Raw genomic sequence first — 23,220 nt, 5'->3', positions numbered from 1 at the left:
CGCACCGCCGACGAAGGTCGGTTCGCAGCCCAAACCCCAAGCTTCCGGCAGCGCCCGCTCCGCTCGCTGCCCAACCACAGCCCGCCCCCATCCCCGGCTCGACAGCAAGCCTTACGCAACCAGCCCTTCCAGGTCGAACCGATGCGTGCAGCACGCGCGCATGAACTCGTTGTCGTGCGTCACCACCACAACCGCAGCGCCCTCGTCGGCCGCGCATCGTAAAGCATCGGCCAGTTTGCGCATGCTGACAGCATCCAGGCCGCTGGTAGGCTCATCCAGCATGAGCACCGATCGACGCGAAACCAACCCGCACGCAATGGACAATCGCTGCTTCTGCCCGCCCGACAACGAAGCGGGATGACGGTCCCGGAGCCCATCGAGGCCCAACCGCTCGAGTATGCGCTCGGCATACGCCGCGCGCTCCTCGCTTTTTTCAACGAACAGCAGCACCTCCTGGTCAACGCGCGCCGCAAAGAACTCCATGCTCACGTCGTTAGGGCTGTACCAAACCCGTTCGCGCAATCTTCGCCGGGAAAGCGCCGCGCCGCCTATGCGCACCTCGCCTGCATCGGGTCGCCGCAGCCCAACCACAACCTGAGCAAGGCTGGTCTTCCCCACGCCGTTGCTTCCCGTAAGCGCAAGAATCTGCCCCGAACGCACCTCGAAGCAAGCTCCCGAAAAAAGAACCTTCCTTCCGCGGGAAACCGTTAAGTCGCGCACGTCCAACACAGCCGGTTCTGGCGCTGGACGTGCACCCTTCGAAGCCTCTTCCGAACGCACGGTCGAAGAATCCTCCGCTTCGAAGCCGGGCGCATGCAAAAGAGGGCGCCGCACGGGAGTCGGGCTGCGCACGCCCATCGCAGCGCGCTCGGCATCGGACATGCCCAACACGTCCGATCGCGAGAGCACCGCCTTCATTTCCCCGTGCTCCATATAGCAGAACCGATCGGCGCAATCCATCAGATAGGCAATGCGATGCTCCGCCACCACCAGCGCGTACCCTTGCCGCTTCAAGTCCATCAATACGGTGCCCAGCTCTTGGGCGGCAGCTTCGTCAAGGTTGGCGGACGGCTCGTCCATAGCAACGATGCGCGGCGCGGGAGCCAAAGCAGACGCAATGGCCACGCGCTGCTTCTGCCCGCTCGAAAGCTGATCCACGGGAATCCTGCGCAGATCGTTCAGCCCCAAGCGCCGAATAGCCGCGTCGGTTCGGCTCACCACTTCGGCGTGGGGATACCCGATGTTCTCGCAGCCGAACGCAACCTCTCCGGCAAGCTGGCTGGAGAAAAACTGGGTCGCCGGGTCCTGGAACACGCTGCCAACCAGCTCGGATCGCTGCCAAGCCGCAAGATCGCGCGCAAAACGGCCGCCCAGGAACACCTCGCCGGAAACGTCCCCACGATAGTACCCTCCGGCCAGCCCGTTCAGAATTCGCACGACCGTCGTCTTCCCGCTGCCCGATGCGCCCATCAGCACCACGCATTCCCCGGGCTTCACGCTCAAGTCCACGCCGTGAAGCGTCTCGGGCGCATCAAGATACGAAAAGCGCACCTGCACAAGCTGCGCAATAGGATCTTCCTGCATCCTCATCCACGCTCCTCACGAAAGCCAAACATAGGCGGCAATCGCCGCCGTGAACACAACCAAACACGCCGCATCCGCAAGCTTCATGGGGCTGCGATAGTAACTCGTTCGCCGCGTCGGAGCCTCGGCCGCACGAGCAACAGCCGAAGACGACAGCCGATCCGCGCTATCCACCAGCGAAAACATCAGGGGAACCAGAACGTGCTCGAACGCCTGAACAGGATCGCCCGCCACGCAGCGCAGCGAAAGCACGCCGCGCCTTCTGCACGACTCGCGCAAACGATGGACACTCGAGCGAACCGTCGGCGGAAATCGCAGCAAAACAAGCGCGCCCACGATGAACTTCTTGGGAACGCGCGCCCTTGCCAGCGCAGCGCTTATCAAGCCTGGCGGCGAGAGCGCTACCGCAAGAGCCGCCACCATAACGGGATACGAGTTCAAGCCGGCATACAGATGCACCGGAGAAAACACCAAGATCCGGGCGTTCAGATACACCAGCAGCAGGTACACCCCGCCCAATACCGCATACGCGACAAGCAGCTTGAGCGCCATGCCGGCCCGCCCGCCAACGGCAAGGTAGGCCAGCAAAATCCCAGTCAGGAAAGGCGTGAACGGCGAACTGCCCGCAACCGAAACCGCAACCGCCGTCAAAACCAGCACCGCGGCCTTGGTGCCCATAGCAAACCCCGCCTCGCTCCAAGCGGGAGCAAGACGCATGACCTGCGGCTCCGACGCACGAGCGAACCAATTGCCTTGAGCATTTCCCTCCATGCTAGATAGCACCCGCCTTCGCAAAGTGCTTCTTCATAAGGCGCTTGCCCACAAGCGCGCCCAGCAATCCTCCAATTGCAGTGATCGCCACAATGCCGACCAGCCACTCCCAGCTTGTATAGTACTTAAGGTACGCGTCGATGTACGCCTGCCCCACTTGCCGGACTTCCAGCGTTTCTTGGATGTAGGCGGTCAAATTCACATATATGGGAATAATGGACGACAGAACGTACAAAGAGCTGTACGTCGTCCACGCCCCCACCACGCAATTGGGCTTCGACCGAAGAGCGGGCGTGCGCAAAAACAGCAGTTCGATGATCAAGCCGCCGGCAAAGTAAAACGGGATCATGTACCAGTAATTGCCCATCAAGCAAAACGCCAACGAAGTCAAACCCGCAAGGAATATCGTGGTGCCGAAGCGGTTGACCCTCATGATCATGAGGAAGTACAAAGGCGCGACGGCAAATGAGGAAATGGCCGTGCTGGCAACCATCGATACATCGATGTTGATCGTGCTGATGGCAGCAATCGAAATCTGAATCACGATGATCAAGGCGCTGAACAGCACCGCGGTCACCACTTCCTTAACGCCCCATCTTCGCGACTCGGCCCCGCCCTGAGCTTTCGGGGTGTTTTTCGCTGTCTGTTCCATATCAATCCTACTTTCAAACGTCATGTGTTCATACAGCTTCGGAGCCCGGCCGCCCACGCCGCCGGGCTCCGGCCCAACCGCTAATCCCGGTCGGTCAGCCTCCAGCCTTCCGCTTGTTCGCGTTCGCGCCAGAACGACCGATACCGTCCGGGAGCCTGCACCAACTCGGCATGGATTCCCAGTTGCGTGACCCGCCCATCCTCCAGAACGGCTATCTGGTCAGCTGCCGCAATGGTGGACAAGCGATGCGCGATCGCGATAACCGTGCGGTCCTTCGCCAGTTCGTGCATGGCCTCCACAATTGCCGCCTCGTTCTCGGCGTCGAGCGCCGCCGTCGCCTCGTCGAACAGCACGATGGGAGCATCTTTCAGAAGGGCGCGGGCAATGGCAACGCGCTGGCGCTCGCCGCCCGACAGGCGGCAGCCCCCCTCCCCGACCGGCGTGTCCCATCCCTGCTCAAGACGATCGGCTACCTCGTTCAAGCGGGCTGCGCGGGCGGCTCGGCGAACTTCTTCGGGAGAAGCGTCAGGACGTCCGATCAGCACGTTCTCCTCAATGGTGCCGTCGAACAGGTACACATCCTGAAACACCAACGACACCTGGCGCATCAGTTCGTCGGGCAGCATGTCCCGCACGTCCACGCCGCCAATGCTCACGCTGCCGCTGGACACGTCCCAGAATCGGGCAACCAGCCGGGTCAGAGTCGTTTTGCCGGAACCCGAAGGCCCGACCAGCGCCGTAAGGCTGTTCTCGGGGCAAACCAAGCTCACGTCCTTCAGCACCGTGCGAGTCCCATCGTAGGAGAACCCGACATTGTCGAAGGAGATGCGCGAACCGGCTGGAATCCGAGGATTCTTCGTCTCCGGCAGAGGAGCTTCGTTCAGAATCTCTTCCGATTCGTCCAGGGAGTTCTTCGCCACGCGCAAAGCCATGCCCTGCTGGCCGATCGAGGACAAGGGGTCGATGAACCGCAAGGAAAGAACGGCTACGAACACGTACGAGGCGACGTCGATCTGCCCCCAGCCCAGCAAAACCGTAGACACTGCGAACACGAGGGCAAACGTGGCTTGCACGAACAGCGTGTATTGCCCAACCGGAGCAGCGCACTTTCGCAACGTGTCGATCGTCGCTTTACGATCGTCCTCGAAGGCTCGCTCCAAAACGTCCCATCCGTCCACCGAGCGCTTCGTCGCGCGCAAAACCGGTTGGGCATGGGCGAATTCGAGCACGCGCGCAGCAACCTCGGCGCTCGAACGCTCTTCTTCCCGATGGTTCGTTCCCGCAGCCTTCGCCATGCGACGCGAGCCCCAGAACAAGAACGGCCCCATAATCACGAATGCAAGGCCGATGCGCCAATCGATGAAGAAGAACAGCAGGCAAACCGCCGCAGGCGTCGTCACGGCCAAGATCATTTGGCGCATGAATACGCTTGGCATGTTCATGGCCATCTGCAAGTTCTTCGTAAGCAGAGTGGAAACCTGACCCGATCGCTCCTTCGTGAACCAGCCAAGCGGCAGGCGCACGATATGATCGCCCAGCTTGTCCTGAAGCGAATGCATCACTTCCTCGATACCGATGAGGTACCCGCGATTGTCGGCCCAGAATCCAATTCCGCAGTTCAGCAGCGCCAGTGCGGCCGCCAGGGCCAGCAGGTACGCCGCTGCAGCATAGTCGCCAGCAACAAGCGAGCGCAGCAAGGGAAGCAGCGCCACGTATATGGCCGCTTCCGACAGACCGCACAGCACGTACAAGAACGCTTGCAGCTTCACGCCGGTAGGCTTGCCCACCAGGTTGTCCATTTGAGTGGTTATCATCGGTCCTCACCTCCGAACGAACCCTCTTCCGAAGAGCCCGCGCATTCCGTCCCGCACGAAGCAGCATCGGCATGCGGGGCCTTTCCAATCGCATCCACCTGCTGGGACTTCCACAATGCCGCATAATGACCGTCCGCCGCCAAAAGCTCCGCATGGCAACCGCGCTCGATGATCCGACCGCGGCTCAACACCAGAATTTGGTCCGCATGCACGATAGTGTCCAACCTATGCGCAATCACGATGGTCGTACGCCCCGCCGCAAGGGCGGTCAGCGCCCTTTGGATAGCCGTTTCGTTTTCGGGGTCCGCATGCGCCGTCGCCTCGTCGAGCACCAAGATGGGAGCGTCCTGCACGATGGCGCGCGCGATGGCAACGCGCTGCGCCTCGCCGCCCGAAAGGTCGGCACCCTCGCTTCCCACCACGGTGTCGTAGCCGCAGGGAAGCTCCTCTATGCGTTCGTGAATCTGAGCCTTGCGCGCCGCCGCCACCATGTCCTCGTCGCTTGCGCCGGGCTTTCCCAAGCAAATGTTGTCCCGAATGCTCGCGCGCAGCAGCATGCTGTCCTGAAACACCACGGCAACCTGGGACAGCACGTCGCTCGAGGCAAGATCGGAAAGCGGCGTGCCGTTCATGCGCACCGCACCCGAAACCGGATCCCAGAATCGCGGGACCAAACGCGCGAACGTGGTCTTGCCGCTTCCGGAGTCGCCGACCAAGGCCGTCACGGTTCCCGGCTCAAGCTTGGCGTCAATCCCCTCCAAAACAAAAGGCGAGTCCGGGCCGTACGCAAACGACACGTCCTCGAAGTCGATATGCAGCGAACCGTCGCCCACGGGCAGCGGGCTCTCCGGCTCTGCAAGCGGAGCAACGTCTAGGACAGTGGCAAGGTGGTCGGCAGCCTGAACCGACTGCTGCAAAAAGCGCACCGACACGAACAGGGCAAGAATCGCCGAAGGGATTCCCACTCCCAGCACCAGAAACGGAATGCACTGTTCGAGCGTTATGATGCCCTGCGAAACGAAAAACAGCGTGGCGGCAGCCATGACCACCAACATGGTTGCAGGTGAGAACAAAGCTGAAATCAGGCTAAACGGATTGGAAGTGCTCTTGGTCCATTCGTAGCAGATCTTGGCCAACGCAGCCGTCGCCTCTCGATACCGCACACCGGCGCGGCTCGCCGAACCGAAGGTCTTCACCACGGCTATGCCGTCGATCATCTCGACGCTTGCCGAAGACACTTCGACCAATGCCTCGTTGTACTGCTTGTTGAGCGGACCGAAGTCCTTCATCATGAAGGGCCACGCCACCCCAATCACCGCAGCAAGGTAGACGACGACCAGCAAAGCGAATCGAGCGTCCACGGTAAACAGGTACACCAGGGGAATAAGCGGGGAAAGCAGCGCCGTGGTCACGTCCACCGGCGCATGCCCGACCGACTGATGCAAGTTGAGCACATCGTCGGTGGCAGCCTGCTTCACCTGAGCCGAGTTGTTGTCGCTGAACCATCCCAGCGGAACCTTGCCCAAATGCTCCACCAGCACGGTGCGCACGTGCACGCGGAAATCAGCATCGGCGTAATGGCAGCTGCTCGTGGCAAGCGCGAACAAAATCCTTCCCGCTACAGCGCCGGCAACGGCCAGAAGCACCCAGAAGGCAAGTTCGTCAAGCGAAGGCACGCCTTCGACAATCGAAATTTGCGCCACGCGCGTAATAGCGAAGTAGGGAACGAACCCGCACAGCGAGGAAAGCGCCGCTATCACGATGTTCTTGACAATTCGCCCCCTCACCGGCTCTATCAGGCGCACGTACACGCGCTGCGCGGCGGCCTTGTCTATAGATTCCATACGCAACTCTCTTCTCTCTTGGGAAATCGTGCGGACGAATCCGCCCTACGTTCATACGCCTCGATGTTAGTTATAGCTAACTTTAATTGGAAAGCATACCATGTTCAACACAGAAAATCCATGCTCTCGGAAACGCCTCGCAATCGCCGCTTCTTCAACCGCGAACCGCGTTCACGTCCTACCTATCGAGCCGCATCAACGCGTCCATCCCCTCCTCGTCCTTGACAGGCATGCGCGCTCTGTCTATATTCTGGAATCTAATTTCGATTTCAGATCAACTCAGGAGAGACCGTGACTCCGCGAACCGCCTATCGAACCAAGCAGAAAGCGCTCGTAGCCGAGTGCATGGATCGGCATGCGGACGAATTCCTCACCGTCGACGAAGTCTGGGGCAACCTGAAATCCCACGGATCAGCCATAGGCCGCACCACGGTGTACCGCACGCTCGAAGCAGCCGTCGCCCAAGGAGCCGTAGTCAAAGTTGCCGGCATCAAAGGAACCGCCGCGCGCTACCGCGCACGCAGCACCGACCAAGATCGGCAGGGACAGCTTTCGTGCATTCGCTGCAAAGCGGTGCTGCCGCTCGACTGCTCGATGCTGCAATCGTTTTCGCACCACGTCAAAGAACGCCATGGCTTTGAAATCGATCAGCGCAGAACCGTCCTGTACGGCCTGTGCGCAGCATGCGAAGCGCGCGATCGCCAAGAATCGGGGTCCTATGCAACCTAGCATGCGCTCAAGGCTCGCAGCCTGCATGATTGCAGCAAGCCTTGCCCTGGTTTCCCTGACCGCAAGCCTGACCATCGCCGACAAGGCGGTCCACGAATGCACCGGCGACGCATGTCCCCTCTGCCACCTCGTCGCATCCGGGCACGCCGCGCTCGCCCTTGCCTCATCGGAAGGCGCAAGCACGCTCGGATACGAAACAAGCCCGTCGTTCCTCGCGCATCCGAACGAACCCTCGTCCTCTCTAGAAACTTGCTGGTCACTCATCCACCAGAAAACAAGGCTGGACATCTGATCCTCCGCATGCATCGCGGCGCATCGGTCAACTCTTCGCGCTCGCGCACAACCCGTGCATCGCGCACAACCCACACCCTCTCCTTCAAATGATAGGATCGTATATGAACGCCTTTTCTCAGCGCGCCGCAAACGCGCCCCGAACTCCTGCACCCCTTATCGCCATCCTGGCAGTGCTGGGGCTTTTGATCGCATCGATGCTCGCAGGATGCGCTTCCTCCCAGACCGCCTCGCAGCAAGACGATCAGGGCTCCCGAAAAGTCCACGTGGTAGCCAGCTTCTACCCCTTGTACGACTTCGCCCAGAAAATCGGAGGAGACCGAGTCACGGTCACGAACCTGGTTCCCGCCGGAACCGAACCTCACGATTGGGAGCCTTCGACCGCCGACATGAAAACCATCGAGTCCGCCAACGTGTTCGTGTACAACGGAGCGGGAATGGAGCATTGGACCCACGACGTGCTCCACAGCATTCAGAACAAGCACCTGGTAAGCGTTGCAGCTTCCGACGGCATAGCGCTGCTTCCGGCTGCTTCGGAAGACGAGCATGACCACGGCCATGCCGACGACCACGCGCACGAGCACGGCGAAGACGCCGACCACGGTCGATACGACCCCCATGTGTGGCTTGCCCCCGAAAACGCAAAACGAGAAATGAAGAACATCCGAGATGCCCTCGTGCAAGCCGACCCCGACGGCAAAGACGTCTACGAAGCGAACTACCAAACCTGGTCTGAAAAGCTTGACGACCTGCACAAAGCGTACGAAACCAAGCTCTCCTCGGTGCCGAACAAGACCATCGTGGTGTCGCATCAGGCTTTCGGATATCTGTGCGATGCCTACGGTCTCACCCAAATGCCCATTGAAGGCATGGAGGCGGATGCCGAGCCGAACGCCAAGGACATGGCGCGCATCGTCGACTTCGTGAAGGCCAACAACGTCAGCGTGATTTTCTCCGAAGAACTCGTCAGCCCCAAAATAGCCCAGGCGATAGCCGACGCAAGCGGCGCTTCATGCGAACAGCTCAATCCGCTCGAAGGCTTGACACAAGAGCAAATCGACGCGGGGCAGGATTACGTCTCGGTAATGACGGAAAACCTCGACAAACTGGTCAAGGCGCTCTCGTGAACCAGCGCGTTGCGTCTTCGCCTCATCCCGCAGTCGTTTTCGACAACGTACGGTTCTCGTACCGAACCTCGCCCGTACTCAAGGGCGCGAGCTTCACGCTCGCGCCCGGCGGGTTCTACGTGCTTGCCGGAGCAAATGGATCCGGCAAATCAACCTTGATCAAGCTGCTGCTTGCCGAGCTCTTCCCGAACGAGGGCGCCATCCAGCTGTTCGGGCAGGACGCGCGATCGTTCAAGTCATGGCAGCACGTGGGCTACGTCCCCCAGCAGGCGCCCGCGGACTACCGCCGCTTCCCCGCAACCGTGCTCGAGACGGTTCGAGCCGGCCTCTATGCGGAATCGAAGCCGATCCTTCCCTACCGGTCCGCGCATCGAGCGAAAACGCTCGACGCCCTGCGCCAAGTCGGGCTGACGGGTTTCGAGCAGCACCTGATAGGAGAGCTTTCCGGAGGGCAGTTCCAGCGCATGCTGCTCGCCCGCGCAATCGTGGCGAAGCCGAAGCTGCTCGTGCTCGACGAGCCCACGAGCAACCTCGACGATGCCAGCGCGCAGGCCCTTGCGCGAACCGCCAGCGAAGCAGCCTCTTCGCTGGGAACCACCGTGCTGCTCGTCACGCACGATCGGGCGCGGCTGCCCCGCCTGCACGCGAGCATGCTCGTGCTCGAGTCCGGCACGATACAGGAAAAGCCCCTGAACGCCATCAAGGAGGAGGTGCCATGTTCGAGTACTTGTTCATGCAGCGAGCCTTCGTCGCCGGCCTGATCCTTGGCATCGCGGTGCCGTGCGTAGGCGTGGTCGTGGTTCTCAAACGCCTGTCGATGATGGGCGACGCGCTCTCCCACACCGCTTTGGCCGGCGTGGCGGGCGGCCTTATCGCGGGAATCAACCCTGTGCTGGGAGCGACCATCGCCTGCCTGGGAGCCGCCGGGGCCATCGAGGTGATCCGGCGTCGGTTCGAAGGGCACGCAGAGCTTGCCATCGCCATCGTCATGTCGTGCGGCATCGGGCTGGCCGGCGTGCTTTCCGGATTCGTCCCGAACGCCGCCAGCTTTTCCAGCTTCCTGTTCGGCAGCATCGTCACCGTCAACGACGACGACCTGCTTGCCGTGGCGGCCGTAGGCGCAACGGTGCTTTTGCTGTGCGCGCTCATGCGCAAGGAGCTGTTTTTGGTCACGCTTGACGAACGAGCTGCACGCCTTGCGGGCGTGCGCACCAAAACCGTGAACGCGGCCTTCATCCTGATCACCGCGCTTTGCGTATCCGTTGCGGCCCGCACCGTCGGAGCGCTCATCGTTTCGTCGATGATGGTGGTGCCCGTTGCCTGCGCCCTGCAGATAGCCCGCAGCTGGAAGCAGATCGTCATCCTGTCGTGCGGGATCGGCGTGACCATAACCGCCATCGGCTTGACGGTCTCCTACGAGCTCGGGCTCAAGCCCGGCGGAACCATCGTGCTCATAGGCATCGGCGCCCTTGCGCTCGTGCTCGTTGCAAAGCACCTCCGCATGCGTCTCCGCTCGACGACGCGCCGTTCAACCCGCTGACGCGCGCACTGCAACGTCACCGCCGCAGCAAAAAAGACGACCCGCCCGGCCAACGGCACCGGTGCGGGTCGTCCAACGAAAAGCGATAGGACCTATTTCCCCGATCCGCCCACGTCGTCCAAGCGCGCCTCCAAAGGCAGCGGCTCCTCGAAGGCGCCGCCCGCCCCCTGACCGCCCTTCGATTCGTCGTCGCCCCACGGCAGGATCATGTTCAGCGCAATGCCCACGACCGAGCCCACGGCCAAGCCGGACAGCGAGATGGTCACGTCGCCCACGGGAACCACGATCGCGCCCGCAGCGCTGTAGGCGATTCCCAGCGACAGCACCAGGATGAGCGCCGTGATCAAAACGTTGCGGCTCTTCATGAAGTCCACGTGATTCTCCACCAGGTTGCGAATACCCACTGCGGAAATCATGCCGTACAGCACCAGCGACACGCCGCCGATAACGCACGCCGGCATCGCAGCGATGACCGCCGCGAACTTCGGGCAGAACGAAAACGCGATGGCGAAGCAAGCGGCTATGCGAACAACGCGCGGATCGAACACCCGCGTCAGCGCCAGCACGCCCGTGTTCTCGCCGTACGTCGTATTGGCCGGAGCCCCGAACAGCGATGCCAGAATAGTGGCCAAGCCGTCGCCCAGAAGCGTGCGGTGCAGCCCGGGGTTGGCAATGTAGTTGCGATTGCACGTGGAGCTGATAGCCGACACGTCGCCGATATGCTCGATCATCGTAGCGAACGCGAGCGGCATGATGGTGATGATGGCGGTAATGGCCAAGCCGGTGTCGAAACCAGGGCCGAACAGCGAGAACACCGTGTTGTCCCACAGCACCGGCAAGCCGATCCAGGAAGCCTCGACAACGCCGGAGAAATCAACCTCTCCCGCAAACGACGCCACCAGATACGATCCCACCACGCCCAGCAAAATGGGGATGATCTTCACCATGCCGCGACCCCAGATGTTCGCCACCACGATGATGGCGATGGCAACCAGCGCGATAGGCCAGTTCGTCGACGCATTGCCGATGGCAGAGCTCGCCAGGATCAGGCCAATGGAAATCACGATGGGGCCGGTCACCACCGGCGGGAAGAAGCGCATGACGCGCGTCGGCCCGAACACGCGGAACAGCGCCGACAGCACCAGGTACAAAAGGCCCGCGCAGGCAACGCCCAAGCAGGCATACGGTAGAAGGTCGGCCTCGCCGTTCGGCGCGATGGCCGCATAGCCGGCGATGAACGCGAACGACGATCCGAGAAACGCCGGAACCTTCCCCTTGGACAGCAGGTGGAACAGCAGCGTCCCCACGCCCGCGAACAAAAGAGTCGCCGAAACCGAAAGCCCGGTCAGCGTGGGAACCAGGATAGTGGCCCCGAACATGGCGAACATATGCTGCAAGCCGAACACCGCCATCTTGGGCGCGCCCAGCGAACGAGCATCGTACACGGCATCCGGACTGTCTTGCGCCCCCATGGTGGGCACGGCGTTTTTGTCGCTCACGTGTCAAACCCCTGTCTGTCGAATCCCTCCGCTAGCCTGCCCGGAACCGGACGCGGCACAAATCCTGCCTATTGTGCCACAACAGAGAGCCCCGTGCGCGCTCAATGCCGCCGAGTTGCAGGACCCTTCTTCCGAGAGCCCTTGCCTCGACGCCCGTCATCGGGCTTCGCCTTCCTGCTCGGATGATCCCGCTTCTCGCCCTTATCGGGCCTTATCAAGCACGTCGGGCCGTACCCGATCAGGTCCATCCTCCCCGCGCGGCGCAAGGCTTCAAGCACCAATGCGTGGTTCTTCGGATCACGATACTGAATGAGCGCTCGCTGCAGAGCCTTCTCGTGCGGCTGCTTCGGCACGTACACGGGCTGCATCGTGCGCGGATCCACGCCCGTGAAGTACATGGCGGTCGACATGGTGGAAGGCGTCGGGTAGAAGTCCTGGACTTGCTCGGGCATGTAGCCCAGATCCCGACAGTACTCGGCCAGCTCGATAGCCTCGTCCAGCGTCGATCCCGGATGCGACGACATAAGGTACGGCACCGCGAACTGCTTGAGCCCCAGCTGCCGATTGACCTGGTTGAACTTCTCCAGGAACCGATCGTACACAGCGCGTCGAGGCTTACCCATCACCGAAAGCACTGCGTCCGACACGTGCTCCGGGGCTACGCGCAGCTGCCCGCTTACATGATGCGCGCACAGCTCCCGCACGAAGTCGTCGCCGTGTTCCCTGTCCGCCAGCACGTAATCGAAGCGAATGCCCGAGCGCACGAACACCTTCTTCACGCCGGGCAGCTTGCGCAACGTGCGCAGCAGCTCCAAGTAATCCTCGTGATCAGCCTCGAGCTGACGGCAAGGATCGGGAAACAGACACCGCTTCCCCAGGCAGGCCCCGTGCTTCATCTGCTTGGCGCAGGCCGGCGCGCGGAAGTTCGCCGTCGGGCCGCCCACGTCGTGAATGTACCCCTTGAAGTCAGGATCCTGCACGATAAGCTCGGCCTCCGCCACAAGCGACTCATGGCTGCGAGCCTGCACGATGCGCCCCTGATGAAACGTCAGCGCGCAAAACGAGCATTCGCCGAAGCACCCGCGGTTGCTGGTCAGGCTGAATTTCACTTCCTTGATAGCCGGGACGCCGCCGGCGCTCTCGTACATCGGGTGGTACGTGCGCGCGAACGGAAGCCGCGACACCGCGTCCAGCTCCGCCTGGGTCAAGGGGGCGGCAGGCGGGTTCTGCACCACGAACTCGTGATCGGAATACGGCTCTACCAGACGCATGCCCGTGAACGGGTCGCTGTTTCGGTACTGCACGGCAAAGCTGCGCGCGTAATTCAGCTTGTCGGCCTGCAAATCATCGAAAGACGGCAACATCTCGGCATCGTACACATGGTCCAAGGAACGCGCACGATACGCGGTGCCGTCGATGAACGTAAGGTCCTCGATGGAAAGGCCCGCCGCCAAAGCGTCGGCTATCTCCACCACCGAATGCTCCCCCATGCCGTACGACACCAGGTCGGCGCCGGAATCAAGGAGTATCGACCGCTTGAGCTTGTCCGACCAGTAATCGTAATGCGCCATCCGCCGCAGGCTCGCTTCGATTCCGCCAAGCACGATGGGAGCCTTCTTGTACGTTCGCCGTATCAGGTTGCTGTAGACCACCGCCGCATGGTTCGGACGCTTCCCCGCTTCGCCTCCCGGCGAGTACGCATCGGTGCGGCGGCGCTTCTTCGCAACCGTGTAGTGGTTCACCATGGAATCCATGTTACCCGCCGAGACGAAAAACGCCAATCGCGGCTCCCCGAACACGGCGATGCTGTCCGGATCGTTCCAGTCGGGCTGCGCGATAACGCCCACCTTGTACCCGTGCGCCTCGAGCAAACGCGTGATGATGGCCGTCCCAAACGAAGGGTGGTCCACGTACGCGTCGCCCGACACGTACACGAAATCAACCTGGTCCCAGCCTCGCTGCTCCATATCAACCCGGCTGACCGGTAAAAATCGCTCCCCCACGCCTGCGCCTCCGTCTTCCTTGCCGTCGCAACGCAAACAGCCCGCCGAAGCGCTCGGCTTCAACGGGCTGCACTTACCGTTCCATACTACCAGGTTTGTCGGTTCTACCGAGGCGGTTGCTGGCCTGCGGCCCTTGCTTGCGCCGCCTCGATCTCGAACGGCATCGGATCATCTTGGCCGCGCCATGCTGGAACCTCGAACTGACGCGTCCAGTACCCCAGCGCGCGCGAAACCATAGCCAAAACGAACACGCTCAGCATCATGGACAGCACGCCGCATGCCACGGCCAGCACCACGATCAGCGCCAAAAGCCCGGGGAGCGCCGCGAACAGAACCGCGGGGCTGTCCGTATGAACCACCGGAATGCCCGCAACCAAGCCAATCGCCAGGCCCGCCAGCATGATGCCTATCGTAACCACCGATATGACGAACCCCGCAACCACCCATAGCAGCAACGCCATGCCCAAGATGCGAGCCAAGCCGCCGAAATCATGGCGTATCATGGCCCAGATCTTGCCGAACTGCAAGCCTGGAGCCAGTCGGCCGTAAATGCTCATACGCATGATGCCCACCGCCGCGAACACCACGGCGAACAACGTTCCGGCGAAAACGACCACCGAGAACAGCAACGAGAACAGCCCGAAAAACGCAAGCGTCCCGCCGTATCCGTAGCCGTAACCCGACCAGTTCGCGCCAATGCCCGTGACCATAGCCCAAACAAACTCCAGCACCCAGGGAATAAGCATGCACACCAAGCCTATGACCAGCGCAAAAAATCCGCGGCTGTACAGCTTGCCGTCTTCGTTGCCGAATATGCGAGCAGGCATGGGCGCATGCACGTTCCAAGCAACATCGCGCGCCCATCCGAACAAGTATCCGAAAACGACAATCCACCCGAACACGGGGATCAGTCCAACCAGCGACAACACCGCAAGCTTGCCGAACCAACCCGGCGAGTTCTTGATATCGTTCCAGGCGGCGCTAAAATAACCTGTCTGCATAGCGAGCCTCTTCTTCTCTTGCTTTCGTTTTTCCCACCATACACGCGCGGGATTGCTGCGCAATAATTCGTTGCCATTCCGTCAGCGGCAAAGAGCGTAAAAGAGCCCGCTGCAGTGCAGCGGGCTCTGTGCAAAGTTCGTTGAACCAGCGAGTTACTTCAGGGTAACAGCAGCGCCGGCTTCCTCGAGCTTGGCCTTGATCTCCTCGGCCTTCTCCTTGTTGACGCCCTCCTGGACAGCCTTCGGAGCGCCCTCGACGACCTCCTTGGCCTCCTTCAGGCCCAGACCGGTGATCTCGCGGACAACCTTGATGACAGCGATCTTGTTGTCGCCGAAGCCCTCGAGGACAACGTCGAAGTCGGTCTTCTCCTCAGCGGCAGCGCCACCGTCGGCAGCCGGAGCGGCAGCCACGGCCACGGGAGCAGCGGCGGACACGCCGAAGGTCTCCTCGATGTCCTTAACCAGCTCGGAAGCCTCGAGCAGCGACATTTCCTTCAGGGCCTCGATGATCTCTTCACGAGTAACAGCCATGTTAGTTTCCTTTCAAAACGGCCGGAGGTTCCGGCCTCTTCTGTTTCATACCATCAGGCGGCATTTCCTATGCCGCCAACGCTGCATTTACGCAGCTTCCTTCTGATCGGCCACAGCCTTCGTGACCTGGGCAAGACCGCTGGGCACGCCGTTGAGGGCAACAGCAAGACCGCGGGCAACACCGGAAATAGCACCGGCGATCTGAGCGATGAGCTCTTCGCGGGACGGCAGAGAAGCAATAGCTTCCACCTCGGCAGCCGAAACAGCTGCGCCTTCCATCAAGCCGCCTTTGATCTCAAGGTTCTTGTTGGTCTTGGCGAAGTTCTTGACGGCCTTAGCAGCGGCAGCCACGTCCTCACCAGCGAACACGAACGCGCTCGGACCTTCCAGCATGTCCTCCAGCGTGGGCAGCTCGGCCTCGGCCAGGGCGATGTGCATCAGGGTGTTCTTGTACACCTTCAGGCTCGCGCCAGCTTCACGGATCTCCGAGCGCAGGGCCTGGATCTCCTTCACGCTCAGGCCGCAGTAATCCACGACCCACACAGCGGAAACGCCGTTCAGATCTTCCTTGATCTTGACCAGCGTCTCTTGGTTCTTTACGTTGGGCATTGGTACACCTCCTTTTCCTCAAACTCGGGTTCCGCCCCTTGCGGGTGGGATCGTCGCTTGAAGAAAAGAAACGACCCCTGCCGTCCAAAGACAACAGGGGCCGTCAAAGCGCGAAACTTATCAGAACCACCTCGGCGGGCCGCGTCTCTTCGCGATTAAACCTTTCGGTGCCTGCTGTCTTGGGCAGCGGAACTGCATCCATTAATGCCGCTTCGAAGAAGCAGCCCTTATATTTTGACAGGCTTTTTCAGAATGTCAAGAAAAAAGTGCGGGGCCTCCCATTTTTTCGGAAAGCCCCGCACCTGTCGCTTCATGCAAGCGAACTACGCCGCATTCCCTTGAGCATCGCCCGTCGCCTGAGCCTTCTCGGCGGTCTTTTCCGCCGCATCGCTCGAAGACTTGACGCTGCCGGAGCCGCCGATGATCTCCTGTGCAGGATTCGTCGGTTCGGCCTCCACGTAGGTGAACTCGATCGTGTCGCCTTCCTTGTACCCGACGATCTCGATCAGCCCGGGCAACGCGAAGTCATAGATGCCGGAACCCTCGGCAAGCTTCACGTAGAAGTGGGAGTTGCCTTCCACGACCGCCTGGGCAATGTGAGAGATCGTGCCCTTCGCCTCGAGCGCGCCCGTATCCACGTCGTCATCGGAAAGAACGCCGTTCGTTGCCAACAGAGCCTGGTATGCCTTCTGGCATTCGGCAACCGTGTTGCCCACGGCCACGTTCTGGTAGCGCTGGATGTCCAACATGGCGAACTGCTTCACCAAGCCGGCATCGTCCTTCAATGCCATGAAGTACGTCGGCTGTCCTGAGACGTTGATCAGAAGCGGGAACGTCGCACGGTAGCGCAAGTTCTGAACCTGACCCTCTGCGGACTGCATAGCCGATTCTTCCGTCGCGCCCGAAACCGAGTAGAAATGCGATTCGGCCGTACGCTGGTTGATCAGCACGAAGCCCACGATGGAGTTGTCCGCCGTGGCCGAGGTCACGCCCGTGTACACCCACACGTCATCGTCTTTGGCAATGTAGTTGTAACCCAGGTTGCCATCGGTTCCCGGCGTGGTCTGCACCACGTTGCGCTGACCCAGAACGGAGTTCAGCCAGCCGTCCTTGTACTTGCCCGACCAGTTGTACTGCTCAAGCAGAAGATCGGTCGGATACGCATGGTCGACCCACTGCGGAACGTCCTGGATGGCCAGATCCTGCGTCTCGCCCGTGGTGGCGTCAACCATGACCACGCGCTGGATGGTGGTGCCGCCGAACAGCCCGATGGTGCGGGTCTGCACCGGGCAGATCCACCACGGATGCCCCTCGTCGTCGATCTCGAAGGACTTCTGATCGAACATGTAGAAGGGGTAGCTCAACTGCACGTGGCGATCGATGTTGCGCGCAAGCGGCTCGGACTCGGAATAGTAGATGGGGCTATCGCCAAGCTTGACGATCTCGGCATCCTGCGTCGTCATGTTCACCAAGGCGTAAGCCGGAATGCCGCCATCGCGGTTCGTGAACCACTTGAACAGGTCCGCGTAACCAAGCGGGCTCACGCGAACGGGCGCGCTCTGGTAATTGATCTGGCTGTACAGAGGCGAGATCTCGAACTGGCTCACGAACTCGGGAATGGAACCCATCTCGCGGTTGCCCAGCAGGATGGCCGAGCTGCGGTCGATAACGGGAATCTCCGAGTAATTGACCTCTTTGATGTCCTGCGCGAAGTTGTCTTCGGTCGTCTGCAGCACGTTCGCGTACTTCGCGGCGTTGCCCGGGAAGATGGACAGCGACGCCACCGCTCCCACAACGCCCAGCAGCGCAACCAGAATCGGCAGGTACGACGCCCACTTGAACGCCTTCGCCTTGCCAGGGCTCGGATCCACCTTGCTCGTGCCCGTCTCATAGCTGCGCGACTTGCCCCAGAACAGCAGGAACAACGGCAGCAGGATGAACATGGCCACGAACATCCACGTGTCCGTGCTGTGGATGTTGATGGGCGGATGGAACCACCAATACGCGCACAAGCCCACGATGACGATGAGGATGGCAGCCCCGATAAGAGCCTTCTTTCCCCAAGCAGCCACCTGGTCGGCGAACGGGATCTCCACGTTCACGTGCGGCGGCTTTCCACCGCCGCCATTGCCCGAACCCGCAGCGGAATCGCTTGCGCGCCCACCGCGTCCGGCGTTGTCTCCGTCGTTGTTGAACGGCGAGCCGGTGCCCGAACCGCCGAAACCTCCGTCGACGTCCACGCCCGACTGTTTAAGCGCTTCGAGCAGCGCTTCAAATCCGGATGTCTGTTTCACGGCATCCCTTTCAGTCTTTCCCCGATACTAAATGCTTAACTATACACCAAGGCGCTCGATCGAATGCGACGATCAAGCGCCCTCGTTACCTTCTTCTTACAAAAGATTCCGAAGCACGAACTGAAGAATGCCTCCGTGCTCGTAATAGCGCCCCTCGGTCGGCGTATCCACCCGCACGATCGCCTGGAACTCCACTGCCGTTCCGTCTTCGCGCTCGGCCCGCACGCCCACCACGCTCGGCTCGGGCAGCCCTGCCGAAAAATCGATCGGAGCTATCGTGTACCGCTCCGATCCGTCCAGACCCAAGCTCTCGGCGTTCTCTCCGTCCAGGAACTGCAACGGCAAAATGCCCATGCCGATCAAATTGCTGCGATGGATGCGCTCGAAGCTCTCGGCGAACGCAGCCCGAATGCCCAGCAGCATGGGGCCCTTGGCCGCCCAGTCGCGGCTCGAGCCGCTGCCGTACATCTTGCCCGCCACCACGACCAACGGCACGCCGGCATCCCCGTACTTCATCGCAGCATCGAACAGCGGGCGAATCTGCCCGTCCGTGAAATCGCGCGTCCAGCCGCCCTTCTTGCCCTCGGCCAAAAGGTTCTGCAGCTTCACGTTGGCGAAGGTGCCGCGCATCATCACTTCGTGATTGCCGCGGCGTGCGCCGTACGTGTTGAAGTCAGCCGGCGCCACCCCGCGCTCCTCAAGATAGCGAGCAGCCGGAGAGTCCGCCGCAATGGATCCGGCCGGAGAGATGTGGTCCGTCGTGATGAAATCGCCCAAGCGGCCCAGCACGCGCGCTCCCTCGATGGCCTCGGGCGCCGAAGGCTCGCGCTCCATGCCGTCGAAGTACGGGGCGCGACGCACGTACGTCGACGCATCGTCCCATGCGAAGGTGTCGCTCGGTTCTTTCCCGAGCGCCTGCCAGGCAGCATCGCCGTCGTAGAGCCCGCGCGTGCCCGCCTCGTACAGCTCGCGGGTAACGCACCTCTCCACCAAAGCGTCGATCTCTTCCTCGGTCGGCCAGATGTCGGCCAGCAGCACCGGCGTGCCGTCCGGGCGCGTGCCCAGCGCATCGTGCTCCAGGTCGACGTCCATCGTGCCCGCAAGCGCGTACGCGATGACCTCAGCCGGAGCAGCCAGGTAGTTCTGGGATACATCGGGCGAGATGCGTCCTTCGAAGTTGCGGTTGCCCGACAAAACGCTCGCCAGTTCCACGTCGTCAGCCACGTCGTGCAGCGCATCCAAAATAGGACCGGAGTTCCCGATGCAGCTCATGCATCCGAAGCCGCACGTGTAGAATCCCAAGCTACGCAAACCGTCCAACAGCTCCGCGCGCTCCAGCAAAAGCTCGGTGGCCTTGCTGCCCGGCGCCAAAATGCACTTGACCCACGGCTTCGGCGAAAGCCCCGCCTCCGCCGCCTTGGCAGCAAGCAGGCCCGCTGCCAGCATCATGCGAGGGTCGGTGGCGGTCGTGCAGCTGGTCACCGCTGCAATGGCAAGCGCGCCATGCGTGATGTCGAAAGCCTGGCCCCGTACATCCACCTGGACGGTCTGGCGCAGATCCAGGCCCCGATCGGCGCACACCGCACGGAAACGCTCCTGCACGCCGGACAGGGAAATCCTGTCGTGCGGACGCGACGGCCCCGCCAGCGACCGCTCGACCTCGCTCAAATCAAGTTCGATAACCTCGGCATAAGCACGCTCTTGAGCGGCGGGGTCGTTCCAAAAACCCTGCGCCTTCGCGTACGCTTCCACCAGTGCAACCTGCTCGTCGGAGCGTCCCGTCAGGCGCAGGTACGCCAACGTCTGCTCGTCAACCGGGAACAAGGTGCACGTGCTGCCGTACTCCGGCGTCATGTTGGAGATGCACGTACGCTGCGTGGCGTTCAAGCTGTCCAAGCCCGGGCCGAAGCATTCCACGAAGCACCCGACCACGCCCTTCGCCCGCAGCATCTGAGCGAACGTCAGCGCCACGTCCATGGCGGCAACGCCCTCGGACAACCGGCCCGTCAGCTTCACGCCCACCACGCGCGGCACGAGCGTGGTGATCGGCTGGCCGAGCGCCGCAGCCTCGGCTTCGATGCCGCCGACGCCCCAGCCCAGCACGCCGATGCCGTTGGCCGTCGGCGTATGGCTGTCGGTGCCCACCAGCGTGTCGAAGTAAGCTACCGGAGCTTCTCCTTCGGCAACCGCAACGCCCGCCGCATCCGACGTCATGACCACGCGCGCGAACTGCTCGATGTTCAGCTGATGGCAAATGCCCGCTCCCGGCGGCACGATGCGCACGTTGTCGAACGACTCCTGAGCCCACTTCAGGAAGTCGTAGCGCTCGCGGTTGCGCTCGAACTCCAACTCCATGTTGCGCTCAAGGGCGCCCGCGCAGCCAGCTTCGTCGGCTATCACGGAATGGTCGATCACCAAATCGCACGGGATCTGCGGATTGATCTTAGCGGGATCTCCGCCCAACTGCGCGCACGCTTCGCGCATCACGGCGAAATCAACGAACACGGGCACGCCCGTGAAGTCCTGGAACAGCACGCGCGCCGGGCAGAATTCAACCTCGCTGCCCACCTCGCCCGCATTTCCCGCAGCAACAATACGTCCCGCCAGCTTCTCCGCCGCCTCAGAGTCCTCGGCGTTGCGCAGAACGTTCTCGAGCAAAACCGTCAGCGCGTACGGAAGGCGCTCGGAACCAGGAACCCCCGCAACGGGATAGTACGTGTACGCCGCGCCGTTCACCTCAAGCGTAGCGGCAAACCGATCGTTCTTGACCGTCATCGACGACCTCCTCCTCTAATCCATCTGCTCAAGCGCTTCTTCAAGCGCAGCAGTAAACTCAGAACAACGTGCAGCCCGCTCGCTCGACCTTGTAGCCTTGCGAATGTCGGCGGTCAGGTACTTACCGTCGGCATACACGGCGCGCACCGCGCGACGGATGCGCTCGGCCGCCTCGCGCTCGCCCACATGATCAAGCATCATAGCGGCAGACAGGATCTGCGCTGTCGGGTTCGCCTTGTCCTGCCCCGCGATGTCGGGAGCGCTGCCGTGCACGGCTTCGAACACTGCATAGCGCTTGCCGATGTTCGCCCCAGGGGCAATGCCCAAGCCGCCCACCAAACCAGCAGCCAAATCGCTTGCTATGTCACCGTACAGGTTGGGGAACACCACCACATCGAATTGGGAGGGGTCCACCACCATGTTCATGCAGAACGCATCCACTATGCGATCGTCGAACCCTATCGACGCCGCGCGCTCTTCGGCAACCTCCCGCGCGACGCGCAGGAACAAGCCGTCCGAGTGCTTCATGATATTGGCTTTGTGAACGGCGGTGACCTTCGTGCGCCCATGTTTGGCCGCATAGTCGAAAGCGTACTCCACAATGTCGCGCGTCGCCGTCACCGAAATAGGCTTCACGGAAATGCCCGAATCCGGGCGAATCGCTCCCACACCCGTTTCTTCGCAGAAGCGTATGAGATCGCGTGCAGCTTGCGAACCTTCCTCGAACTCGATGCCAGCGTACAGGTCTTCCGAGTTCTCGCGCACGATCACCATGTCCACGTCATCGTAGCGACCGCCCGCCCCGGGAAGCGACAACACGGGACGCAAACAGACGTACAGTCCGAGCGCCCTTCGCAGGGCGACGTTAACGCTGCGAAAGCCCGTGCCCACAGGCGTGGTAATGGGTCCTTTGATGGCCACGCCGTTTCGCTTGACCGCTTCTATCGTCGAGTCGGGCAAAGGCGTGCCGCAATGCTCCATCGTATGCGCGCCTGCTTCGGCGACCTCCCACGCGATGGCGGCACCGCTCGCTTCAACCACGCGCTGCATTGCAGCCGAGGTTTCCAAGCCTATACCGTCGCCGGGAATCAACGTCACGGTACGCTTTGCCATGCCTCCTCCTTCTTGCCCCTTGCTGGCTCAGCTCTATCTGCCAAAAGAATAGGCGCCCGATTGGCGCAGAACGAAAGCGGGCCTTAGGCCCGCCTGGTATCGAGAATACGCTACTTCGATTGCACGTTGTCGAGGATTTGCTGCGCGCGGCGCTTGAGCGCGCCCTTGCCGTTCGAGGCGTCGAAAGCCATGCGCGAAGCAAGTTCGTCCTTCACCTGAGAAGACAGCTTGCCCGACGAAAAGTCAACCACGGCAACCAGCATGTCCTGGAATTCGAAATCCCCGTGATAGCAGTGAATTGCCTCGTCGATAAGCGGCCATATACGCTCGGAGCGATTCTCCGTTGTAGCCCCCAGCTTGCACAAGAAGCGCATAGCCGCAAGGCGAACAGGGCCGCTCTCCTCATCGAACAGAGCCGTCTCAGCGCCCGGAACCGCCTTGTCGCAAGTGCGGGAGTCATGATCGACCATGCCAGCCAGCACGTCAAGACACTCCCAGCGCGTCTGGGCTTCCGGTCGGTTAAGCGCGTCGATAAACGCATCGCCGTACGGAACGAACAGATCGGCGTGGTCTTTCGAAAGGAAGGCAAGCGCAGCCGCAGCATTTTGACGGCCCCGACGAGACGGGCCCGAAAGCGCGTTTACCAGCTGGATGAATTGACGTTCGTTGCCAAGTGCTTCTTCTGCGATGGTTTTTGTCCCCTGCGTCTTTTCGCTCACCAGACCACTCCTCTGCCCTCATGTGGGAAAATGCAGCTACTAGTATTCGCTTTCATTATACCCTTCGCCCCGATCCCTCTTTGGATCCGGCGCAGAATCAACACGACGCCCCGGCGGACGGCCCCGCGCAGCTCTCGCGCGCGTCCCCCCAAGCGCAGAAAGGGCCCCGGAACCTGTTACGGCTCCGGGGCCCCTCCCCGCGATCGGCGGCAAACGCCGAGCGCCCTGCGCGAGCGCGACGTCCTATCCTCCCACAGCCTTGCGCTGCAGTACTTTCGGCGATGGCGGTCTTAACTTCCGGGTTCGGAATGGGACCGGGTGATC

General features: G+C 61.6%; 19 protein-coding genes, 1 rRNA gene and 1 other annotated feature. Of the genes, 5 read left to right on the top strand and 15 right to left on the bottom strand.

The annotated features are described in order from the left end of the window. Window positions 1–111 precede the first annotated feature (111 nt). The 5 genes from ACTQZK_RS06945 to ACTQZK_RS06925 all read right to left on the bottom strand — a co-directional run bounded on the left by ACTQZK_RS06945 (window position 112) and on the right by ACTQZK_RS06925 (window position 6,665). Window positions 112–1,590, bottom strand: coding sequence for an ABC transporter ATP-binding protein (locus ACTQZK_RS06945; protein ID WP_428421596.1), 1,479 nt, complete (start codon window positions 1,588–1,590; stop codon window positions 112–114). Between the two features lie 9 nt (window positions 1,591–1,599). Continuing rightward, a complete protein-coding gene (locus ACTQZK_RS06940; RefSeq protein ID WP_441899051.1) occupies window positions 1,600–2,355 on the bottom strand; it encodes an energy-coupling factor transporter transmembrane component T in 756 nt (251 codons plus the stop codon). Window position 2,356: 1 nt separating this feature from the next. Further along, a complete protein-coding gene (locus ACTQZK_RS06935; RefSeq protein WP_114567526.1) occupies window positions 2,357–3,007 on the bottom strand; it encodes an MptD family putative ECF transporter S component in 651 nt (216 codons plus the stop codon). 80 nt (window positions 3,008–3,087) lie between these two features. Continuing rightward, on the bottom strand, window positions 3,088–4,821 hold the full coding sequence (locus ACTQZK_RS06930) for an ABC transporter ATP-binding protein (RefSeq protein ID WP_441899049.1): 1,734 nt from the start codon (window positions 4,819–4,821) through the stop codon (window positions 3,088–3,090). After that, window positions 4,818–6,665: an ABC transporter ATP-binding protein gene (locus ACTQZK_RS06925; RefSeq protein WP_441899047.1), complete on the bottom strand. Its 1,848-nt coding sequence runs from the start codon at window positions 6,663–6,665 to the stop codon at window positions 4,818–4,820. Before ACTQZK_RS06925 ends, ACTQZK_RS06930 begins: the two co-directional genes overlap by 4 nt. Before the next feature lie 291 nt (window positions 6,666–6,956). On the opposite strand from ACTQZK_RS06925, the gene ACTQZK_RS06920 reads away from it, so the two are divergent. From ACTQZK_RS06920 to ACTQZK_RS06900, 5 genes are all read left to right on the top strand, one after another. Next, complete coding sequence (locus ACTQZK_RS06920) at window positions 6,957–7,394, top strand: Fur family transcriptional regulator (RefSeq protein ID WP_114567529.1); 438 nt, start codon at window positions 6,957–6,959, stop codon at window positions 7,392–7,394. A 25-nt stretch (window positions 7,395–7,419) separates the two neighbouring features. After that, complete coding sequence (locus ACTQZK_RS06915; protein WP_114567530.1) at window positions 7,420–7,686, top strand: hypothetical protein; 267 nt, start codon at window positions 7,420–7,422, stop codon at window positions 7,684–7,686. Window positions 7,687–7,789: 103 nt separating this feature from the next. Next, window positions 7,790–8,812: a metal ABC transporter substrate-binding protein gene (locus ACTQZK_RS06910; protein WP_114567531.1), complete on the top strand. Its 1,023-nt coding sequence runs from the start codon at window positions 7,790–7,792 to the stop codon at window positions 8,810–8,812. Next, entirely contained in the window at window positions 8,809–9,573 is a 765-nt protein-coding gene (locus tag ACTQZK_RS06905; RefSeq protein ID WP_216529574.1) for a metal ABC transporter ATP-binding protein, read from the top strand. Before ACTQZK_RS06910 ends, ACTQZK_RS06905 begins: the two co-directional genes overlap by 4 nt. Then, window positions 9,528–10,352: a metal ABC transporter permease gene (locus ACTQZK_RS06900; RefSeq protein WP_216529573.1), complete on the top strand. Its 825-nt coding sequence runs from the start codon at window positions 9,528–9,530 to the stop codon at window positions 10,350–10,352. The genes ACTQZK_RS06905 and ACTQZK_RS06900 overlap by 46 nt, the downstream gene beginning before the upstream one ends. Window positions 10,353–10,444: 92 nt before the next feature. Here ACTQZK_RS06900 and ACTQZK_RS06895 read toward each other — a convergent pair whose 3' ends face one another. From ACTQZK_RS06895 to rrf, 10 genes are all read right to left on the bottom strand, one after another. Beyond that, window positions 10,445–11,824: a uracil-xanthine permease family protein gene (locus tag ACTQZK_RS06895; RefSeq protein WP_216529638.1), complete on the bottom strand. Its 1,380-nt coding sequence runs from the start codon at window positions 11,822–11,824 to the stop codon at window positions 10,445–10,447. 128 nt (window positions 11,825–11,952) lie between these two features. Next, window positions 11,953–13,854, bottom strand: coding sequence for a YgiQ family radical SAM protein (locus ACTQZK_RS06890; protein WP_216529572.1), 1,902 nt, complete (start codon window positions 13,852–13,854; stop codon window positions 11,953–11,955). 104 nt (window positions 13,855–13,958) lie between these two features. Further along, complete coding sequence (locus ACTQZK_RS06885; protein ID WP_114567535.1) at window positions 13,959–14,855, bottom strand: DUF4013 domain-containing protein; 897 nt, start codon at window positions 14,853–14,855, stop codon at window positions 13,959–13,961. A gap of 153 nt (window positions 14,856–15,008) precedes the next feature. Then, window positions 15,009–15,386: a 50S ribosomal protein L7/L12 gene (gene rplL, locus ACTQZK_RS06880; RefSeq protein ID WP_114567536.1), complete on the bottom strand. Its 378-nt coding sequence runs from the start codon at window positions 15,384–15,386 to the stop codon at window positions 15,009–15,011. Window positions 15,387–15,473: 87 nt separating this feature from the next. Further along, window positions 15,474–15,995: a 50S ribosomal protein L10 gene (rplJ, locus tag ACTQZK_RS06875; RefSeq protein WP_114567537.1), complete on the bottom strand. Its 522-nt coding sequence runs from the start codon at window positions 15,993–15,995 to the stop codon at window positions 15,474–15,476. A gap of 59 nt (window positions 15,996–16,054) precedes the next feature. After that, window positions 16,055–16,197, bottom strand: a sequence feature (ribosomal protein L10 leader region). 121 nt (window positions 16,198–16,318) lie between these two features. Beyond that, window positions 16,319–18,289: a Tat pathway signal sequence gene (locus tag ACTQZK_RS06870; protein WP_441899042.1), complete on the bottom strand. Its 1,971-nt coding sequence runs from the start codon at window positions 18,287–18,289 to the stop codon at window positions 16,319–16,321. A 96-nt stretch (window positions 18,290–18,385) separates the two neighbouring features. Beyond that, complete coding sequence (gene acnA, locus ACTQZK_RS06865; RefSeq protein WP_418831244.1) at window positions 18,386–21,064, bottom strand: aconitate hydratase AcnA; 2,679 nt, start codon at window positions 21,062–21,064, stop codon at window positions 18,386–18,388. A gap of 15 nt (window positions 21,065–21,079) precedes the next feature. Further along, window positions 21,080–22,177, bottom strand: a complete 1,098-nt coding sequence (locus tag ACTQZK_RS06860) for an isocitrate/isopropylmalate dehydrogenase family protein (protein ID WP_418831245.1) — start codon at window positions 22,175–22,177, stop codon at window positions 21,080–21,082. A 110-nt stretch (window positions 22,178–22,287) separates the two neighbouring features. After that, window positions 22,288–22,896, bottom strand: coding sequence for a HEAT repeat domain-containing protein (locus ACTQZK_RS06855; RefSeq protein ID WP_441899041.1), 609 nt, complete (start codon window positions 22,894–22,896; stop codon window positions 22,288–22,290). 230 nt (window positions 22,897–23,126) lie between these two features. Continuing rightward, window positions 23,127–23,220, bottom strand: a 5S ribosomal RNA gene (rrf, locus tag ACTQZK_RS06850); the annotation flags it as partial.

It is taken from the genome of Paraeggerthella sp. LCP19S3_G8, assembly GCF_052119225.1.
Classification (GTDB): Bacteria; Actinomycetota; Coriobacteriia; order Coriobacteriales; family Eggerthellaceae; genus Paraeggerthella; species Paraeggerthella hominis.
The sequence above is the reverse complement of the archived record's forward strand: the minus strand, read 5'-3'. Positions and strand labels throughout refer to the sequence as shown.

Excerpts from the sequence above, each read along its gene's own strand:
- ACTQZK_RS06945 (WP_428421596.1), bottom strand. The coding sequence starts at position 1,590 with ATGAGGATGCAGGAAGATCCTATTGCGCAGCTTGTGCAGGTGCGCTTT.
- ACTQZK_RS06940 (WP_441899051.1), bottom strand. The coding sequence starts at position 2,355 with ATGGAGGGAAATGCTCAAGGCAATTGGTTCGCTCGTGCGTCGGAGCCG.
- ACTQZK_RS06935 (WP_114567526.1), bottom strand. The coding sequence starts at position 3,007 with ATGGAACAGACAGCGAAAAACACCCCGAAAGCTCAGGGCGGGGCCGAG.
- ACTQZK_RS06930 (WP_441899049.1), bottom strand. The coding sequence starts at position 4,821 with ATGATAACCACTCAAATGGACAACCTGGTGGGCAAGCCTACCGGCGTG.
- ACTQZK_RS06925 (WP_441899047.1), bottom strand. The coding sequence starts at position 6,665 with ATGGAATCTATAGACAAGGCCGCCGCGCAGCGCGTGTACGTGCGCCTG.
- ACTQZK_RS06915 (WP_114567530.1), top strand. The coding sequence starts at position 7,420 with ATGATTGCAGCAAGCCTTGCCCTGGTTTCCCTGACCGCAAGCCTGACC.
- ACTQZK_RS06910 (WP_114567531.1), top strand. The coding sequence starts at position 7,790 with ATGAACGCCTTTTCTCAGCGCGCCGCAAACGCGCCCCGAACTCCTGCA.
- ACTQZK_RS06900 (WP_216529573.1), top strand. The coding sequence starts at position 9,528 with ATGTTCGAGTACTTGTTCATGCAGCGAGCCTTCGTCGCCGGCCTGATC.
- ACTQZK_RS06895 (WP_216529638.1), bottom strand. The coding sequence starts at position 11,824 with ATGGGGGCGCAAGACAGTCCGGATGCCGTGTACGATGCTCGTTCGCTG.
- ACTQZK_RS06885 (WP_114567535.1), bottom strand. The coding sequence starts at position 14,855 with ATGCAGACAGGTTATTTTAGCGCCGCCTGGAACGATATCAAGAACTCG.
- rplL (WP_114567536.1), bottom strand. The coding sequence starts at position 15,386 with ATGGCTGTTACTCGTGAAGAGATCATCGAGGCCCTGAAGGAAATGTCG.
- rplJ (WP_114567537.1), bottom strand. The coding sequence starts at position 15,995 with ATGCCCAACGTAAAGAACCAAGAGACGCTGGTCAAGATCAAGGAAGAT.
- acnA (WP_418831244.1), bottom strand. The coding sequence starts at position 21,064 with ATGACGGTCAAGAACGATCGGTTTGCCGCTACGCTTGAGGTGAACGGC.
- ACTQZK_RS06860 (WP_418831245.1), bottom strand. The coding sequence starts at position 22,177 with ATGGCAAAGCGTACCGTGACGTTGATTCCCGGCGACGGTATAGGCTTG.